This window comes from Pantoea sp. S18, from assembly GCF_045689705.1.
In the GTDB taxonomy this organism is placed as follows: domain Bacteria; phylum Pseudomonadota; class Gammaproteobacteria; order Enterobacterales; family Enterobacteriaceae; genus Pantoea; species Pantoea symbiotica.
Genome location: NZ_CP142688.1, coordinates 3893365 through 3908063, shown reverse-complemented (window position 1 = coordinate 3908063; position 14699 = coordinate 3893365). Strand labels below are relative to the sequence as shown.

29 protein-coding genes are annotated in these 14699 nt (G+C 49.8%); all 29 read left to right on the top strand.

Annotation, left to right across the window (positions count from 1 at the left end; translation table 11 throughout):
- The first annotated feature begins 2 nt into the window (after positions 1-2).
- A complete protein-coding gene (tuf, locus tag VIJ98_RS18200) occupies positions 3-1187 on the top strand; it encodes an elongation factor Tu (RefSeq protein WP_179453205.1) in 1185 nt (394 codons plus the stop codon).
- A gap of 178 nt (positions 1188-1365) precedes the next feature.
- A complete protein-coding gene (gene bfd, locus VIJ98_RS18195) occupies positions 1366-1560 on the top strand; it encodes a bacterioferritin-associated ferredoxin (RefSeq protein ID WP_008104746.1) in 195 nt (64 codons plus the stop codon).
- Positions 1561-1664: 104 nt separating this feature from the next.
- Entirely contained in the window at positions 1665-2147 is a 483-nt protein-coding gene (gene bfr / locus VIJ98_RS18190) for a bacterioferritin (protein ID WP_008104744.1), read from the top strand.
- Between the two features lie 323 nt (positions 2148-2470).
- Complete coding sequence (gene rpsJ / locus VIJ98_RS18185) at positions 2471-2782, top strand: 30S ribosomal protein S10 (RefSeq protein ID WP_006120582.1); 312 nt, start codon at positions 2471-2473, stop codon at positions 2780-2782.
- A gap of 32 nt (positions 2783-2814) precedes the next feature.
- Positions 2815-3441, top strand: a complete 627-nt coding sequence (rplC, locus tag VIJ98_RS18180; protein ID WP_008104741.1) for a 50S ribosomal protein L3 — start codon at positions 2815-2817, stop codon at positions 3439-3441.
- 10 nt (positions 3442-3451) lie between these two features.
- Positions 3452-4057 (top strand): 50S ribosomal protein L4, encoded by a 606-nt coding sequence (gene rplD, locus VIJ98_RS18175; protein ID WP_007891650.1) that lies wholly within the window; start codon positions 3452-3454, stop codon positions 4055-4057.
- Positions 4054-4356, top strand: coding sequence for a 50S ribosomal protein L23 (gene rplW, locus VIJ98_RS18170; protein WP_007891652.1), 303 nt, complete (start codon positions 4054-4056; stop codon positions 4354-4356). Before rplD ends, rplW begins: the two co-directional genes overlap by 4 nt.
- 17 nt (positions 4357-4373) lie before the next feature.
- On the top strand, positions 4374-5195 hold the full coding sequence (gene rplB, locus VIJ98_RS18165) for a 50S ribosomal protein L2 (protein ID WP_007891654.1): 822 nt from the start codon (positions 4374-4376) through the stop codon (positions 5193-5195).
- Between the two features lie 16 nt (positions 5196-5211).
- Positions 5212-5490 carry a 30S ribosomal protein S19 gene (rpsS, locus tag VIJ98_RS18160; RefSeq protein ID WP_001138115.1) on the top strand — a complete coding sequence of 93 codons (279 nt, stop codon included), beginning with the start codon at positions 5212-5214 and terminating at the stop codon, positions 5488-5490.
- Positions 5491-5503: 13 nt separating this feature from the next.
- Positions 5504-5836 (top strand): 50S ribosomal protein L22, encoded by a 333-nt coding sequence (rplV, locus tag VIJ98_RS18155; protein WP_007891659.1) that lies wholly within the window; start codon positions 5504-5506, stop codon positions 5834-5836.
- Positions 5837-5853: 17 nt separating this feature from the next.
- Positions 5854-6552: a 30S ribosomal protein S3 gene (gene rpsC, locus VIJ98_RS18150; RefSeq protein ID WP_007891660.1), complete on the top strand. Its 699-nt coding sequence runs from the start codon at positions 5854-5856 to the stop codon at positions 6550-6552.
- Between the two features lie 12 nt (positions 6553-6564).
- The gene (gene rplP / locus VIJ98_RS18145; protein ID WP_002438716.1) at positions 6565-6975 is read left to right on the top strand and encodes a 50S ribosomal protein L16; all 411 of its coding nucleotides are present in this window, start codon (positions 6565-6567) and stop codon (positions 6973-6975) included.
- Positions 6975-7163, top strand: a complete 189-nt coding sequence (gene rpmC, locus VIJ98_RS18140) for a 50S ribosomal protein L29 (RefSeq protein ID WP_007891662.1) — start codon at positions 6975-6977, stop codon at positions 7161-7163. The genes rplP and rpmC overlap by 1 nt, the downstream gene beginning before the upstream one ends.
- Positions 7163-7417: a 30S ribosomal protein S17 gene (gene rpsQ, locus VIJ98_RS18135; protein WP_008104738.1), complete on the top strand. Its 255-nt coding sequence runs from the start codon at positions 7163-7165 to the stop codon at positions 7415-7417. The genes rpmC and rpsQ overlap by 1 nt, the downstream gene beginning before the upstream one ends.
- 169 nt (positions 7418-7586) lie before the next feature.
- Positions 7587-7958: a 50S ribosomal protein L14 gene (gene rplN / locus VIJ98_RS18130; RefSeq protein ID WP_006120590.1), complete on the top strand. Its 372-nt coding sequence runs from the start codon at positions 7587-7589 to the stop codon at positions 7956-7958.
- Positions 7959-7968: 10 nt separating this feature from the next.
- Complete coding sequence (gene rplX, locus VIJ98_RS18125; protein WP_007891664.1) at positions 7969-8283, top strand: 50S ribosomal protein L24; 315 nt, start codon at positions 7969-7971, stop codon at positions 8281-8283.
- A 14-nt stretch (positions 8284-8297) separates the two neighbouring features.
- The gene (gene rplE, locus VIJ98_RS18120) at positions 8298-8837 is read left to right on the top strand and encodes a 50S ribosomal protein L5 (RefSeq protein WP_007891665.1); all 540 of its coding nucleotides are present in this window, start codon (positions 8298-8300) and stop codon (positions 8835-8837) included.
- Between the two features lie 14 nt (positions 8838-8851).
- Positions 8852-9157: a 30S ribosomal protein S14 gene (gene rpsN / locus VIJ98_RS18115; RefSeq protein ID WP_007891666.1), complete on the top strand. Its 306-nt coding sequence runs from the start codon at positions 8852-8854 to the stop codon at positions 9155-9157.
- A 32-nt stretch (positions 9158-9189) separates the two neighbouring features.
- Positions 9190-9582, top strand: a complete 393-nt coding sequence (gene rpsH, locus VIJ98_RS18110) for a 30S ribosomal protein S8 (RefSeq protein WP_007891668.1) — start codon at positions 9190-9192, stop codon at positions 9580-9582.
- A gap of 13 nt (positions 9583-9595) precedes the next feature.
- Positions 9596-10129, top strand: a complete 534-nt coding sequence (gene rplF / locus VIJ98_RS18105) for a 50S ribosomal protein L6 (protein WP_008104735.1) — start codon at positions 9596-9598, stop codon at positions 10127-10129.
- A gap of 9 nt (positions 10130-10138) precedes the next feature.
- Positions 10139-10492 carry a 50S ribosomal protein L18 gene (gene rplR / locus VIJ98_RS18100; protein WP_008104733.1) on the top strand — a complete coding sequence of 118 codons (354 nt, stop codon included), beginning with the start codon at positions 10139-10141 and terminating at the stop codon, positions 10490-10492.
- 14 nt (positions 10493-10506) lie between these two features.
- Positions 10507-11007 (top strand): 30S ribosomal protein S5, encoded by a 501-nt coding sequence (gene rpsE / locus VIJ98_RS18095; RefSeq protein ID WP_007891679.1) that lies wholly within the window; start codon positions 10507-10509, stop codon positions 11005-11007.
- A gap of 5 nt (positions 11008-11012) precedes the next feature.
- The gene (rpmD, locus tag VIJ98_RS18090) at positions 11013-11192 is read left to right on the top strand and encodes a 50S ribosomal protein L30 (RefSeq protein ID WP_007891681.1); all 180 of its coding nucleotides are present in this window, start codon (positions 11013-11015) and stop codon (positions 11190-11192) included.
- A gap of 3 nt (positions 11193-11195) precedes the next feature.
- Positions 11196-11630: a 50S ribosomal protein L15 gene (gene rplO, locus VIJ98_RS18085; protein ID WP_007891684.1), complete on the top strand. Its 435-nt coding sequence runs from the start codon at positions 11196-11198 to the stop codon at positions 11628-11630.
- 7 nt (positions 11631-11637) lie between these two features.
- Complete coding sequence (secY, locus tag VIJ98_RS18080; RefSeq protein WP_007891686.1) at positions 11638-12969, top strand: preprotein translocase subunit SecY; 1332 nt, start codon at positions 11638-11640, stop codon at positions 12967-12969.
- Positions 12970-13001: 32 nt separating this feature from the next.
- Entirely contained in the window at positions 13002-13118 is a 117-nt protein-coding gene (gene rpmJ, locus VIJ98_RS18075) for a 50S ribosomal protein L36 (protein ID WP_004160566.1), read from the top strand.
- Between the two features lie 146 nt (positions 13119-13264).
- Positions 13265-13621: a 30S ribosomal protein S13 gene (gene rpsM / locus VIJ98_RS18070; RefSeq protein WP_034830736.1), complete on the top strand. Its 357-nt coding sequence runs from the start codon at positions 13265-13267 to the stop codon at positions 13619-13621.
- Between the two features lie 16 nt (positions 13622-13637).
- On the top strand, positions 13638-14027 hold the full coding sequence (rpsK, locus tag VIJ98_RS18065) for a 30S ribosomal protein S11 (RefSeq protein ID WP_004160563.1): 390 nt from the start codon (positions 13638-13640) through the stop codon (positions 14025-14027).
- A gap of 32 nt (positions 14028-14059) precedes the next feature.
- A complete protein-coding gene (rpsD, locus tag VIJ98_RS18060) occupies positions 14060-14680 on the top strand; it encodes a 30S ribosomal protein S4 (protein WP_007891687.1) in 621 nt (206 codons plus the stop codon).
- Positions 14681-14699: the final 19 nt, after the last annotated feature.

The following is a 14699-nucleotide window of genomic DNA, read 5'->3' as shown; positions in this document are numbered from 1 at the left end:
CCATGGCGAAAGAGCAATTTCAGCGTAACAAACTGCACGTAAACGTCGGCACCATCGGTCACGTTGACCATGGTAAAACCACTCTGACTGCAGCAATCACCACCGTTCTGGCTAAAACCTACGGCGGTAAGGCAAGCAAATTCGACGAGATCGATAAAGCGCCAGAAGAGAAAGCACGTGGTATCACCATCAACACTTCTCACGTTGAATATGAAACCCCGAATCGCCACTATGCGCACGTTGACTGCCCAGGCCACGCCGATTATGTGAAAAACATGATCACCGGTGCTGCACAGATGGACGGCGCGATCCTGGTTGTTGCTGCGACTGATGGCCCAATGCCACAGACCCGTGAGCACATCCTGCTGGGTCGTCAGGTTGGCGTTCCTTACATCATCGTGTTCCTGAACAAGTGCGACATGGTTGATGATGAAGAGCTGCTGGAACTGGTAGAGATGGAAGTACGTGACCTGCTGTCAGCATATGACTTCCCAGGCGACGACACCCCAATCGTACGTGGTTCTGCTCTGAAAGCGCTGGAAGGCGACGCTGAGTGGGAAGCTAAGATCATTGAACTGGCTGGTCATCTGGATACCTATATCCCAGAGCCAGTACGTGCAATCGACAAGCCGTTCCTGCTGCCAATCGAAGACGTATTCTCAATCTCTGGCCGTGGTACTGTTGTTACCGGTCGTGTTGAGCGCGGTATCGTTAAAGTGGGCGACGAAGTTGAAGTTGTTGGCCTGAAAGATACTGTGAAATCAACCTGTACTGGCGTTGAAATGTTCCGCAAACTGCTGGACCAGGGTCAGGCAGGCGAGAACTGTGGTGTTCTGCTGCGTGGTATCAAGCGTGAAGACATCGAGCGTGGTCAGGTTCTGGCTAAGCCGGGTTCAATCAAGCCACATACCCAGTTCACTTCAGAAGTTTACGTTCTGTCTAAAGATGAAGGCGGCCGTCATACTCCGTTCTTCAAAGGCTACCGTCCTCAGTTCTACTTCCGTACTACTGACGTGACCGGTGACGTTCAACTGCCAGAAGGCGTTGAAATGGTAATGCCAGGCGACAACGTAAAAATGACCGTTACTTTGATCAAGCCAATCGCTATGGATCAGGGTCTGCGTTTCGCAATCCGTGAAGGCGGCCGTACTGTTGGTGCGGGTGTTGTTGCTGAAATCATCGCTTAATTGCGTTAATGTCGATGGCTGTTTCGGCAGTCATCGCAGCATGAAAAAGAGCACTTCGGTGCTCTTTTTTTATGTCTGAATTTTGCCGTTTCGATTAATCCCACATAAAAGCTGCGTTTGAAATAAAAACCATTCTCATTTACAATTTGATCATAAATTGTACGGGAGTCCGCAGTGAATGTACGTCTGCTTGTGTAATGCCGTGAGTGATAAAACTCTACGCGAAGTGGTTCGCCGCTATCAACCCAAATCGATTCAACAATTGCGTCAACTGGTTCCCATTGGCAAGCAATGTGGGAAGTGCGTGCGCTTTGCACGGGAAATTATGGAAGATGAACTGCAAAACGTGCCGCTCTACAAAGAGATAGCCTGATAGCTTAATTCTGCACTCCGAAATACCCACAATAACTGTCGCGTTTTTTTGACTTCCTTTCATCCGCATCTACGCTCTATTTAGTTGGAAGCGGAGGAAGCAAAATGAAGGGCGACGGTAAAATCATAAATCATCTCAACAAATTGCTGGGGAATGAACTGGTTGCGATTAATCAGTACTTCCTTCATGCGCGTATGTTCAAAAATTGGGGTCTGACCCGGCTCAATGACGTTGAGTATCATGAGTCGATCGATGAAATGAAGCATGCTGATAAGTACATCGAACGCATTCTTTTTCTTGAAGGGATTCCTAACCTGCAAGATCTCGGTCGATTACGCATCGGTGAAGATGTGCCGGAAATGTTGCAGTCTGATCTGGCATTAGAACTGGAAGGCGCAAAGGATTTACGCGAAGCGATAGCCTATGCTGACAAGGTTCATGATTACGTCAGCAGAGACATGATGATTGAAATTCTTACGGAAGAAGAGGGCCACATAGACTGGCTGGAAACTGAACTCGATCTGGTGAACAAACTCGGCCTGCAAAATTATCTTCAGTCCCAATTAAAAGATCAGAACGAACACTAGTCTTATGCCCAACCAGCAATGTTATGCAAGCCCGCGCCAGTCAAAAACGATTGCCGCGGGTTTTTTTGGGTCTAAAGCGAGATAGATGTGGTTAAAAACACAACACGGGTTGCTTCCTAAACAGATTTACGTATAATGCGCGGGCCTGCCGATATTGGTGCGGCGCGATTCGAGCAGAATCGCAGGGGATAGCTGTCTATGTATCGCCTAACAATACTCCCAATTGGGGAGTTATATGCTGAACGATTACACTCCTCCATCAATCGTAATGGATGTGGGTAGTAATTCTTTTCGTTTTATAAAATGTTTGGAGCCTTGGTCTCATGTCGAACCAAAGAATCCGTATCCGTCTTAAAGCGTTTGATCATCGCCTGATCGATCAATCAACCGCGGAAATCGTTGAGACTGCCAAGCGCACTGGTGCGCAGGTACGTGGTCCGATCCCGCTGCCAACCCGCAAAGAGCGTTTTACCGTTCTGATCTCTCCGCACGTTAACAAAGACGCGCGTGATCAGTACGAAATCCGCACTCACAAGCGTCTGGTAGACATCGTTGAGCCAACTGAAAAAACCGTTGATGCTCTGATGCGTCTGGACCTGGCTGCCGGTGTTGACGTGCAGATCAGCCTGGGTTAATCAGGTCATCGAGCGATTGAGAGGTTGATACAATGATTGGTTTAGTCGGTAAAAAAGTGGGTATGACCCGCATCTTCACTGAAGATGGCGTTTCAATCCCAGTAACCGTTATCGAAGTTGAAGCAAACCGCGTTACTCAGGTCAAAGGCCTGGACAACGATGGTTACCAAGCTATCCAGGTTACCACCGGTGCTAAAAAAGCAAGCCGTGTGAGCAAGCCTGAAGCAGGTCATTTTGCTAAAGCTGGCGTTGATGCTGGCCGTGGTCTGTGGGAATTCCGCACCGAAGGTGAAGATTTCTCTGTTGGCCAGAGCATCAGTGTTGAGATTTTCGCTGACGTTAAAAAAGTAGACGTTACCGGTACCTCTAAAGGTAAAGGTTTCGCAGGTACCGTTAAGCGCTGGAACTTCCGTACCCAGGACGCTACACACGGTAACTCCTTGTCACACCGCGTTCCGGGTTCTATCGGTCAGAACCAGACTCCGGGCAAAGTGTTCAAAGGCAAGAAAATGGCTGGTCAGCTGGGTAATGAGCGCGTAACCGTTCAGAGCCTGGAAGTAGTACGTGTTGACGCTGAGCGCAACCTGCTGCTGGTCAAAGGTGGCGTCCCGGGTGCAACTGGGTGCGATCTGATTGTTAAACCAGCTGTGAAGGCGTAAGGGGATAGCAATGGAATTAGTACTGAAAGACGCGCAGAGCGCGCTGACTGTTTCCGAAACTACCTTCGGTCGTGATTTCAACGAAGCGCTGGTTCACCAGGTTGTTGTTGCTTATGCCGCTGGTGCTCGTCAGGGTACTCGTGCGCAGAAGACTCGTGCTGAAGTTACTGGTTCAGGCAAAAAGCCTTGGCGCCAGAAAGGTACCGGCCGTGCGCGTTCAGGTTCTGTAAAGAGCCCGATCTGGCGTTCAGGCGGCGTGACCTTCGCTGCACGTCCACAGGACCACAGTCAAAAAGTTAACAAAAAGATGTACCGCGGCGCGCTGAAAAGCATCCTGTCCGAGCTGGTACGTCAGGACCGTCTGATCGTTGTCGAGACGTTCTCTGTAGAAGCGCCTAAAACTAAGCTGCTGGTACAGAAACTGAAAGACATGGCGCTGCAAGATGTGCTGATCATCACCGGTGAACTGGATGAGAATCTGTTCCTGGCTGCGCGTAACCTGTACAAGGTTGACGTGCGTGATGCAGCGGGCATCGACCCAGTTAGCCTGATCGCCTTCGACAAAGTCGTTATGACTGCGGAAGCAGTTAAGCAAGTTGAGGAGATGCTGGCATGATCCGTGAAGAACGTCTGCTGAAAGTAGTGCGTGCACCGCACGTATCAGAAAAAGCATCTACTGCGATGGAAAAAACCAATACCATCGTTCTCAAAGTTGCTAAAGACGCGACCAAAGCAGAGATCGTTGCTGCTGTTGAGAAGCTGTTCGAAGTGGAAGTTAAAGACGTAAACACCCTGGTAGTTAAAGGGAAAGTTAAGCGTCACGGACAGCGTATCGGTCGTCGTAGCGACTGGAAAAAAGCTTACGTCACCCTGAAGGAAGGCCAGAATCTGGACTTCGTCGGCGGCGCTGAGTAAGTCGGAGGAGAAAGACAATGGCAGTTGTTAAATGTAAACCGACATCTCCGGGTCGTCGCCACGTAGTTAAAGTGGTGAACCCAGAGCTGCACAAGGGCAAACCATTTGCTCCGCTGGTAGAAAAAAACAGCAAATCCGGTGGTCGTAACAACAATGGTCGTATCACTACCCGTCATATCGGTGGTGGTCACAAGCAGGCTTACCGTATTGTTGACTTCAAACGCAACAAAGATGGTATCCCAGCAGTTGTTGAGCGTCTTGAGTACGATCCGAACCGTTCTGCGAACATCGCACTGGTTCTGTACAAAGATGGCGAGCGCCGTTACATCCTGGCCCCTAAAGGCCTGAAAGCCGGCGATCAGATTCAATCTGGCGTTGATGCTGCGATTAAAGCAGGTAACACCCTGCCGATGCGTAACATCCCGGTGGGTTCTACCGTTCATAACGTAGAAATGAAACCAGGCAAAGGCGGTCAGATTGCTCGCTCAGCTGGTACTTACGTGCAGATCGTTGCGCGTGAAGGTTCCTACGTTACCCTGCGTCTGCGTTCAGGCGAAATGCGCAAAGTTGAATCCGAATGTCGTGCAACTCTCGGCGAAGTCGGCAACTCTGAGCACATGCTGCGCGTACTGGGTAAAGCTGGTGCAACCCGTTGGCGTGGTGTTCGTCCTACCGTTCGCGGTACTGCGATGAACCCAGTCGATCACCCGCACGGTGGTGGTGAAGGTCGTAACTTTGGTAAGCACCCGGTAACTCCGTGGGGCGTTCAGACCAAAGGTAAGAAGACCCGTAGCAACAAGCGTACTGATAAATTTATCGTACGTCGCCGTAGCAAATAATTTTAGAGGATAAGCCATGCCACGTTCTCTCAAGAAAGGTCCTTTTATTGACCTGCACTTGCTGAAGAAGGTAGAGAAAGCGGTGGAAAGCGGTGACAAGAAGCCCCTGCGCACTTGGTCCCGTCGTTCAACGATCTTCCCTAACATGATCGGTTTGACCATCGCTGTCCATAATGGTCGTCAGCACGTTCCTGTCTTTGTTTCCGACGAAATGGTCGGCCACAAACTGGGTGAATTTGCACCGACACGTACTTATCGCGGCCATGCTGCAGATAAGAAAGCCAAGAAGAAATAAGTAGGAGGAAGAGATGGAAACTATTGCTCAACATCGCCATGCTCGTTCTTCTGCTCAGAAGGTTCGCCTGGTGGCAGACCTGATTCGCGGTAAGAAAGTGTCGCAGGCTCTGGATATTCTGACCTACACCAACAAGAAAGCTGCTGTGTTGGTTAAGAAAGTCCTGGAATCTGCCATTGCGAACGCCGAACACAACGATGGCGCTGATATCGACGATCTGAAAGTCGCGAAAATCTTCGTAGACGAAGGCCCAAGCATGAAGCGCATTATGCCGCGTGCGAAAGGTCGTGCAGATCGCATCCTGAAGCGCACCAGCCACATTACTGTGGTTGTGTCCGATCGCTGAGACTCTGGAGACTAGCAATGGGTCAGAAAGTACATCCTAATGGTATTCGCCTGGGTATTGTAAAACCATGGAACTCTACCTGGTTTGCGAACACCAAAGAATTCGCTGACAACCTGGACAGCGATTTTAAAGTCCGTCAGTTCCTTACTAAGGAACTGTCTAAAGCGTCTGTATCTCGTATCGTTATCGAGCGTCCGGCTAAGAGCATCCGTGTGACTATTCACACTGCTCGCCCGGGTATCGTTATCGGTAAGAAAGGTGAAGACGTAGAAAAACTGCGTACGGTCGTCGCGAAAATCGCTGGCGTTCCTGCACAGATCAACATCGCCGAAGTCCGTAAGCCGGAACTGGACGCTAAATTGGTTGCTGATAGCATCACTTCACAGCTGGAGCGTCGTGTGATGTTCCGTCGTGCTATGAAGCGTGCTGTACAGAACGCAATGCGTCTGGGCGCGAAGGGTATTAAAGTTGAAGTCAGCGGCCGTTTGGGCGGTGCCGAGATCGCACGTACCGAATGGTACCGTGAAGGTCGCGTACCGTTGCACACACTGCGTGCAGACATTGACTACAACACCTCTGAAGCGCACACCACTTATGGTGTAATCGGCGTTAAGGTATGGATCTTCAAAGGCGAGATCCTGGGTGGTATGGCTGCTGTTGAACAACCGGAACCGGCTGCTCAACCTAAAAAGCAGCAGCGTAAAGGCCGTAAGTAAGGAGAGTCGCTGATGTTACAACCAAAGCGTACGAAATTCCGTAAAGTGCACAAAGGCCGCAACCGTGGTCTGGCGCAAGGTACGGATGTCAGCTTCGGTACTTTCGGTCTGAAAGCTGTTGGCCGTGGTCGTCTGACTGCTCGTCAGATCGAAGCAGCACGTCGTGCTATGACCCGTGCAGTTAAGCGTCAAGGTAAAATTTGGATCCGTGTATTCCCGGACAAACCAATTACCGAGAAGCCGCTGGAAGTGCGTATGGGTAAAGGTAAGGGTAACGTGGAGTATTGGGTTGCCCTCATTCAACCGGGTAAAGTCCTGTATGAAATGGACGGCGTTCCGGAAGAGCTGGCCCGTGAAGCCTTCAAGCTGGCAGCAGCAAAACTGCCTATCAAAACCACCTTTGTTACTAAGACGGTGATGTAATGAAAGCAAATGAGCTGCGTGAAAAAAGCGTTGAAGAGCTGAACACTGAGCTTCTTAACCTGCTGCGTGAGCAGTTTAACCTGCGCATGCAAGCAGCATCCGGCCAACTTCAGCAAACCCATCTGCTGAAAGAAGTTCGTCGTAATGTTGCACGTGTTAAGACTTTACTGACTGAGAAGGCGGCGTAATGACCGATAAAATCCGTACTCTGCAGGGTCGTGTTATTAGTGACAAAATGCAGAAATCTGCAGTTGTTGCTATCGAACGTGTCGTGAAACACCCGATCTACGGTAAATTCATCAAGCGTACGACTAAGCTGCACATCCATGACGAGAACAACGAATGTGGTATTGGTGACGTGGTAGAAATCCGCGAAACCCGTCCACTGTCTAAGACTAAGTCTTGGGCGTTGGTTCGCGTTGTAGAGAAAGCGGTTCTGTAATAGAATCCGCTTCCTCTAAAAAATAAAATGAACGGCTCGTGTGAGCCGTTCATTTTTTCTACCCATGTGCGAGAACCGGTGTTATAATGCCGCGCCCTCAATTATGGGGCTTTTTAACGACCTGAGGTTTGGGTCCCGAAGTAGTAGTTGACATTAGCGGAGCACTAAAATGATCCAAGAACAGACTATGCTGAACGTCGCCGACAACTCCGGTGCACGTCGCGTAATGTGTATCAAGGTTCTGGGTGGCTCGCACCGTCGCTACGCAGGCGTCGGCGATATCATCAAAGTGACCATCAAGGAAGCAATTCCTCGTGGCAAGGTGAAAAAAGGTGATGTCCTGAAAGCGGTAGTGGTGCGCACCAGGAAGGGTGTTCGTCGCCCGGACGGTTCTGTCATTCGCTTCGATGGTAATGCATGCGTTATTTTAAACAATAACAGCGAGCAACCTATCGGTACGCGTATTTTTGGGCCGGTAACTCGTGAACTTCGTACTGAAAAGTTCATGAAAATTATCTCTCTGGCACCAGAAGTACTCTAAGGAGCGAGCAATGGCAGCGAAAATCCGTCGTAACGACGAAGTTATCGTGCTTACCGGCAAAGACAAAGGTAAACGCGGTAAAGTAAAGAACGTCCTGACTTCTGGTAAAGTCATCGTTGAAGGTATCAACCTGGTTAAGAAACATCAGAAGCCGGTTCCGGCCCTGAACCAACCAGGTGGCATCGTTGAGAAAGAAGCTGCTATTCAAGCTTCCAACGTTGCACTCTTCAATGCGGCAACCGGCAAGGCTGACCGTGTAGGCTTTAGATTCGAAGACGGCAAAAAAGTCCGTTTCTTCAAGTCTAATAGCGAAACTATCAAGTAATTTGGAGTAGTACGATGGCGAAACTGCATGATTACTACAAAGACGAAGTAGTCCAGAAACTCATGACAGAGTTCGGCTACAATTCTGTCATGCAAGTCCCTCGGGTCGAGAAGATCACCCTGAATATGGGTGTTGGTGAAGCGATCGCTGACAAGAAACTGCTGGATAACGCAGCAGCTGACCTGGCAGCAATCTCCGGTCAAAAACCGCTGATCACCAAAGCACGCAAATCAGTTGCAGGCTTCAAAATCCGTCAGGGCTATCCGATCGGCTGTAAAGTAACTCTGCGCGGTGAGCGTATGTGGGAGTTCTTTGAGCGTCTGATCACTATTGCTGTACCACGTATTCGTGACTTCCGCGGTTTATCTGCGAAGTCGTTCGACGGTCGTGGTAACTACAGCATGGGCGTTCGTGAGCAGATCATCTTCCCAGAAATCGATTATGACAAAGTCGATCGCGTTCGTGGTTTGGATATTACCATTACCACTACTGCGAAATCTGATGATGAAGGCCGTGCTCTGCTGGCTGCCTTTGAATTCCCATTCCGCAAGTAAGGTAGGGTTACTTAATGGCTAAGCAATCGATGAAAGCACGCGAAGTTAAGCGTGTGAAATTAGCAGACAAGTTCTTCGCCAAGCGCGTAGAACTGAAAGCGATCATTTCTGATGTGAACGCATCCGACGAAGATCGTTGGGATGCCGTTCTCAAGCTGCAGAGTCTGCCGCGTGATTCCAGCCCTTCCCGTCAGCGTAACCGCTGCCGTCAGACAGGTCGTCCGCACGGTTTCTTGCGGAAGTTTGGGTTGAGCCGTATCAAGGTCCGTGAAGCCGCAATGCGCGGTGAAATCCCGGGTCTTAAAAAGGCTAGCTGGTAATTGTCACCATTTGAATCACGGGAGTAACACAGATGAGCATGCAAGATCCGATCGCGGATATGCTGACCCGTATCCGTAACGGTCAGGCCGCGAACAAAGTTGCGGTCTCTATGCCTTCCTCCAAGCTGAAAGTGGCAATTGCCAACGTGCTGAAGGAAGAAGGCTATATTGAAGATTTTAAAATCGAAGGCGATATCAAGTCTGAGCTGGAAGTTACTTTAAAGTATTTCCAGGGCAAGGCTGTGGTAGAGAGCATTCAGCGTGTTAGTCGTCCAGGTCTGCGCATCTATAAGAAAAAAGATGAGCTGCCAAAAGTAATGGCTGGTCTGGGCATCGCTGTAATCTCTACCTCTAAAGGTGTCATGACTGATCGTGCAGCGCGCCAAGCTGGTCTTGGTGGCGAAATTATCTGCTACGTAGCGTAATCGGAGGAATAAAATGTCTCGTGTTGCAAAAGCACCTGTCGTTGTTCCTGCGGGCGTAGAGGTAAAACTCAGCGGTCAGGAAGTTTCGATCAAAGGCAAAAACGGCGAGCTGACTCGTACTATCAACAGTGCTGTAGAAGTTAAGCATGCAGACAACGCCCTGACTTTCGCTCCACGCGAAGGTTATGCGGATGGTTGGGCACAAGCAGGTACTGCTCGTGCGCTGCTGAACGGCATGGTTATCGGTGTTACCGAAGGCTTCACCAAGAAGCTGCAACTGGTTGGTGTTGGTTATCGTGCAGCTGTTAAAGGCAACTCTGTGAGCTTGGCCCTGGGCTTCTCTCACCCTGTTGACCATGCACTGCCGGCCGGCATCACTGCTGAATGTCCAACTCAGACTGAGATCGTGCTGAAAGGCGCTGATAAACAGCTGATTGGTCAGGTTGCAGCTGATCTGCGCGCCTACCGTCGTCCTGAGCCTTATAAAGGCAAGGGTGTTCGTTACGCCGACGAAGTCGTGCGTACCAAAGAGGCTAAGAAGAAGTAAGGTAACACTATGGATAAGAAATCTGCTCGTATCCGTCGTGCGACCCGTGCACGTCGCAAGCTCAAAGAGCTGGGTGCTACTCGCCTGGTGGTACATCGTACCCCGCGTCATATTTACGCACAGGTGATCGCCCCGAACGGTTCCGAAGTTCTGGTTGCTGCTTCTACTGTAGAAAAAGCTATTGCCGAACAACTGAAGTATACCGGTAACAAAGACGCCGCTGCAGCTGTAGGTAAAGCTCTGGCTGAGCGCGCTGTTGAGAAAGGCATTACTAATGTCTCTTTCGACCGTTCCGGGTTCCAATATCATGGTCGTGTCCAGGCACTGGCAGATGCTGCCCGTGAAGCTGGCCTTCAGTTCTAAGGTAGAGGTCTAAGATGTCAAACATCGAGAAACAAGCTGGCGAACTGCAGGAAAAACTGATCGCGGTAAACCGTGTATCTAAAACTGTAAAAGGTGGTCGTATTTTCTCCTTCACCGCACTGACTGTAGTGGGTGATGGTAACGGCCGCGTTGGTTTTGGTTACGGTAAAGCGCGTGAAGTTCCAGCAGCGATCCAGAAAGCGATGGAGAAAGCCCGTCGCAATATGATTAACGTCGCGCTGACTCACGGCACCCTGCAGCACCCTGTTAAAGGTGCTCACACAGGTTCTCGTGTGTTCATGCAGCCAGCTTCTGAAGGTACCGGTATCATCGCCGGCGGTGCAATGCGCGCTGTTTTAGAAGTTGCTGGAGTACATAACGTTCTGGCTAAAGCGTATGGTTCTACCAACCCGATTAACGTGGTTCGTGCAACTATCGATGGCCTGGGCAATATGAATTCTCCGGAAATGGTCGCTGCCAAGCGTGGTAAATCCGTTGAAGAAATTCTGGGGTAATCACGATGGCTAAGACAATTAAAATTACACAAACCCGCAGTTCAATCGGCCGCCTGCCTAAGCACAAAGCGACTCTGGTTGGCTTGGGTCTGCGTCGCATCAATCACACCGTTGAGCGTGAAGATACGCCTGCTGTACGCGGTATGATTAACGCGATTTCCTACATGCTGAAAGTGGAGGAGTAAGAGATGCGTTTAAACACTCTGTCTCCGGCCGAAGGGTCTAAACACGCTTCTAAGCGTCTGGGTCGTGGTATCGGTTCTGGCCTCGGTAAAACTGGTGGTCGTGGTCACAAAGGTCAGAACTCTCGTTCTGGCGGTGGCGTACGTCGCGGTTTCGAGGGTGGTCAGATGCCTCTGTACCGTCGTCTGCCGAAATTCGGTTTCACCTCTCGCAAAGCAATGATCACGACAGAAGTTCGTTTGTCTGATCTGGCGAAAGTTGAAGGCGGTATTGTTGACCTGAATACGCTGAAAGCGGCCAATATTATCGGTGTTCAGATTGAATTCGCGAAAGTGATTCTTTCTGGTGAAGTTTCTGCACCGGTAACGGTTCGCGGTCTGCGTGTCACCAAAGGTGCTCGTGCTGCAATCGAAGCTGCTGGCGGTAAAATCGAGGAATAAGTAGCAGATGGCAAAGCAACCGGGATTAGATTTTCAAAGTGCCAAAGGTGGCTTTGGTGAACTGAAGCGCAGACTGTTGTTTGTAATCGGTGCACTCATTGTCTTCCGAATTGGCTCTTTTATTCCAATCCCCGGTATCGATGCCACTGTACTTGCCAAACTGCTTGAGCAACAGCGTGGCACCATCATTGAAATGTTTAACATGTTCTCTGGTGGTGCTCTCAGTCGTGCCTCAATCTTCGCACTGGGTATTATGCCGTATATTTCGGCTTCTATTATTATCCAGCTGCTGACGGTGGTTCATCCAGCGTTAGCTGAGATTAAGAAAGAGGGTGAAGCTGGTCGTCGTAAGATTAGCCAGTACACTCGCTACGGCACACTGGTTCTGGCTGTATTCCAGTCGATCGGTATTGCTACCGGTTTACCGAATATGCCTGGAATGCAGGGACTGGTAATGAATCCAGGCTTTGCATTCTACTTTACCGCTGTTGTAAGTCTGGTTACCGGGACAATGTTCCTGATGTGGCTGGGCGAACAGATTACTGAGCGAGGTATCGGTAACGGTATCTCGATCATTATCTTCGCAGGTATTGTTGCGGGCCTCCCGCCGGCCATTGGCCATACCATCGAGCAAGCGCGGCAAGGTGACCTGCACTTCCTTCTGTTGCTGTTGGTTGCAGTTCTAGTATTTGCAGTGACGTTCTTTGTTATTTTCGTCGAGCGTGGCCAGCGCCGCATTGTGGTCAACTACGCTAAACGTCAGCAAGGTCGTCGTGTATATGCTGCACAGAGCACACATTTACCGTTGAAAGTGAACATGGCGGGCGTAATCCCAGCTATTTTTGCTTCCAGCATTATTCTGTTCCCGGCGACCATAGCATCATGGTTCGGGGGCGGTACCGGTTGGAACTGGCTGACAACAATTTCGCTGTATTTGCAACCAGGACAGCCGCTTTATGTGCTACTCTATGCGACTGCAATCATCTTCTTCTGTTTCTTCTACACGGCGTTGGTCTTCAACCCACGTGAAACAGCAGATAACCTGAAGAAGTCTGGTGCATTCGTACCGGGAATTCGTCCGGGAGAGCAAACGGCGAAGTACATCGATAAAGTAATGACACGTCTGACCTTAATCGGCGCACTGTATATTACCTTTATCTGCCTGATCCCGGAGTTCATGCGTGATGCTATGAAAGTTCCATTCTACTTTGGCGGCACATCGCTGCTCATTGTAGTGGTCGTCATCATGGACTTTATGGCTCAAGTGCAAACTCTGATGATGTCAAGTCAGTACGAGTCTGCATTGAAGAAAGCTAACCTGAAAGGCTACGGCCGTTAATTCGGGTGCTTGAGAAGTTACGGAGAGTAAAAATGAAAGTTCGTGCTTCCGTCAAGAAATTATGTCGTAACTGCAAAATCATTCGCCGCGACGGTGTCGTACGTGTGATCTGCAGCGCCGAGCCAAAGCATAAACAGCGCCAAGGCTGATATTGTCACATATTTTTCTTGCAAAGTCGGGTTGAGCTGGCTAGATTAGCCAGCCAATCTTTTGTATGTCGATGCGTTACCATTTGAGTATCCTGAAAACGGGCTTTTCAGCATGGGACGCATTTGTTTAATTATAGGAGTGCATAGTGGCCCGTATAGCAGGCATTAACATTCCTGATCAAAAACATACCGTTATCGCATTAACTTCGATTTTCGGTATCGGTAAAACTCGTTCTAAAGCCATCTGCGCTTCAACGGGTATTGCTGAAAATGTTAAGATCAGAGAGCTGTCTGAAGAACAAATTGAACAGCTGCGTGAAGCAGTTGGTAAATTCGTTGTTGAAGGTGATCTGCGCCGTGAAATCACCCTGAGCATCAAGCGTCTGATGGACCTTGGTTGCTATCGTGGTTTACGCCATCGTCGTGGTCTGCCAGTTCGCGGTCAGCGTACTAAGACCAATGCACGTACCCGTAAGGGTCCGCGTAAACCGATCAAGAAATAATCGGGGTGAGTAAATAATGGCAAAGGCACCAGTTCGTGCACGTAAGCGTGTAAGAAAACAAGTCTCAGATGGCGTGGCTCATGTCCATGCATCTTTTAACAACACCATCGTTACCATTACTGATCGTCAGGGTAACGCACTGGGTTGGGCAACCGCCGGTGGTTCCGGTTTCCGCGGTTCACGTAAATCTACTCCGTTTGCTGCTCAGGTAGCTGCAGAGCGCTGTGCAGAAGCAGTGAAAGATTACGGTATTAAGAATCTGGAAGTTATGGTTAAGGGTCCGGGTCCGGGTCGCGAATCAACAATTCGTGCTCTGAACGCTGCTGGTTTCCGCATCACTAATATTACTGATGTGACTCCAATCCCTCACAACGGTTGTCGTCCGCCGAAAAAACGTCGCGTTTAATCGCCCGTTTTTAGGTTAGTTGGAGAAAGAAAATGGCAAGATATTTGGGTCCTAAGCTCAAGCTGAGCCGTCGTGAGGGTACCGACTTATTCCTTAAGTCTGGCGTTCGCGCGATCGATACCAAGTGCAAAATTGAACAACCACCTGGTCAGCATGGTGCGCGCAAACCGCGTCTGTCTGACTACGGCGGCCAGTTGCGTGAAAAGCAGAAAGTTCGTCGTATGTACGGCGTGCTGGAGCGTCAGTTCCGTAACTACTATAAAGAAGCAGCACGTCTGAAAGGCAACACAGGTGAAAACCTGCTGGCCCTGCTGGAAGGTCGTCTGGATAACGTTGTTTACCGTATGGGCTTTGGCGCCACTCGTGCAGAAGCACGTCAGCTGGTTAGCCATAAATCTATCCTGGTGAACGGTCGCGTTGTTAACATCGCTTCTTATCAGGTATCTCCGAATGATGTCGTAAGCATCCGTGAGAAAGCCAAACAGCAATCTCGCGTGAAGGCCGCTCTGGAGCTGGCTGAGCAGCGTGAAAAGCCAACCTGGCTGGAAGTTGATGCTACTAAGATGGAAGGTGTGTTCAAGCGTATTCCTGAACGTACTGATCTGTCTGCGGACATTAACGAACACCTGATCGTCGAGCTTTACTCTAAGTAAAGCTTAGTACCAAAGAGAG

Excerpts from the sequence above, each read along its gene's own strand:
- tuf (WP_179453205.1), top strand. The coding sequence starts at position 3 with ATGGCGAAAGAGCAATTTCAGCGTAACAAACTGCACGTAAACGTCGGC.
- bfd (WP_008104746.1), top strand. The coding sequence starts at position 1,366 with ATGTACGTCTGCTTGTGTAATGCCGTGAGTGATAAAACTCTACGCGAA.
- bfr (WP_008104744.1), top strand. The coding sequence starts at position 1,665 with ATGAAGGGCGACGGTAAAATCATAAATCATCTCAACAAATTGCTGGGG.
- rpsJ (WP_006120582.1), top strand. The coding sequence starts at position 2,471 with ATGTCGAACCAAAGAATCCGTATCCGTCTTAAAGCGTTTGATCATCGC.
- rplC (WP_008104741.1), top strand. The coding sequence starts at position 2,815 with ATGATTGGTTTAGTCGGTAAAAAAGTGGGTATGACCCGCATCTTCACT.
- rplD (WP_007891650.1), top strand. The coding sequence starts at position 3,452 with ATGGAATTAGTACTGAAAGACGCGCAGAGCGCGCTGACTGTTTCCGAA.
- rplW (WP_007891652.1), top strand. The coding sequence starts at position 4,054 with ATGATCCGTGAAGAACGTCTGCTGAAAGTAGTGCGTGCACCGCACGTA.
- rplB (WP_007891654.1), top strand. The coding sequence starts at position 4,374 with ATGGCAGTTGTTAAATGTAAACCGACATCTCCGGGTCGTCGCCACGTA.
- rpsS (WP_001138115.1), top strand. The coding sequence starts at position 5,212 with ATGCCACGTTCTCTCAAGAAAGGTCCTTTTATTGACCTGCACTTGCTG.
- rplV (WP_007891659.1), top strand. The coding sequence starts at position 5,504 with ATGGAAACTATTGCTCAACATCGCCATGCTCGTTCTTCTGCTCAGAAG.
- rpsC (WP_007891660.1), top strand. The coding sequence starts at position 5,854 with ATGGGTCAGAAAGTACATCCTAATGGTATTCGCCTGGGTATTGTAAAA.
- rplP (WP_002438716.1), top strand. The coding sequence starts at position 6,565 with ATGTTACAACCAAAGCGTACGAAATTCCGTAAAGTGCACAAAGGCCGC.
- rpmC (WP_007891662.1), top strand. The coding sequence starts at position 6,975 with ATGAAAGCAAATGAGCTGCGTGAAAAAAGCGTTGAAGAGCTGAACACT.
- rpsQ (WP_008104738.1), top strand. The coding sequence starts at position 7,163 with ATGACCGATAAAATCCGTACTCTGCAGGGTCGTGTTATTAGTGACAAA.
- rplN (WP_006120590.1), top strand. The coding sequence starts at position 7,587 with ATGATCCAAGAACAGACTATGCTGAACGTCGCCGACAACTCCGGTGCA.
- rplX (WP_007891664.1), top strand. The coding sequence starts at position 7,969 with ATGGCAGCGAAAATCCGTCGTAACGACGAAGTTATCGTGCTTACCGGC.
- rplE (WP_007891665.1), top strand. The coding sequence starts at position 8,298 with ATGGCGAAACTGCATGATTACTACAAAGACGAAGTAGTCCAGAAACTC.
- rpsN (WP_007891666.1), top strand. The coding sequence starts at position 8,852 with ATGGCTAAGCAATCGATGAAAGCACGCGAAGTTAAGCGTGTGAAATTA.
- rpsH (WP_007891668.1), top strand. The coding sequence starts at position 9,190 with ATGAGCATGCAAGATCCGATCGCGGATATGCTGACCCGTATCCGTAAC.
- rplF (WP_008104735.1), top strand. The coding sequence starts at position 9,596 with ATGTCTCGTGTTGCAAAAGCACCTGTCGTTGTTCCTGCGGGCGTAGAG.
- rplR (WP_008104733.1), top strand. The coding sequence starts at position 10,139 with ATGGATAAGAAATCTGCTCGTATCCGTCGTGCGACCCGTGCACGTCGC.
- rpsE (WP_007891679.1), top strand. The coding sequence starts at position 10,507 with ATGTCAAACATCGAGAAACAAGCTGGCGAACTGCAGGAAAAACTGATC.
- rpmD (WP_007891681.1), top strand. The coding sequence starts at position 11,013 with ATGGCTAAGACAATTAAAATTACACAAACCCGCAGTTCAATCGGCCGC.
- rplO (WP_007891684.1), top strand. The coding sequence starts at position 11,196 with ATGCGTTTAAACACTCTGTCTCCGGCCGAAGGGTCTAAACACGCTTCT.
- secY (WP_007891686.1), top strand. The coding sequence starts at position 11,638 with ATGGCAAAGCAACCGGGATTAGATTTTCAAAGTGCCAAAGGTGGCTTT.
- rpmJ (WP_004160566.1), top strand. The coding sequence starts at position 13,002 with ATGAAAGTTCGTGCTTCCGTCAAGAAATTATGTCGTAACTGCAAAATC.
- rpsK (WP_004160563.1), top strand. The coding sequence starts at position 13,638 with ATGGCAAAGGCACCAGTTCGTGCACGTAAGCGTGTAAGAAAACAAGTC.
- rpsD (WP_007891687.1), top strand. The coding sequence starts at position 14,060 with ATGGCAAGATATTTGGGTCCTAAGCTCAAGCTGAGCCGTCGTGAGGGT.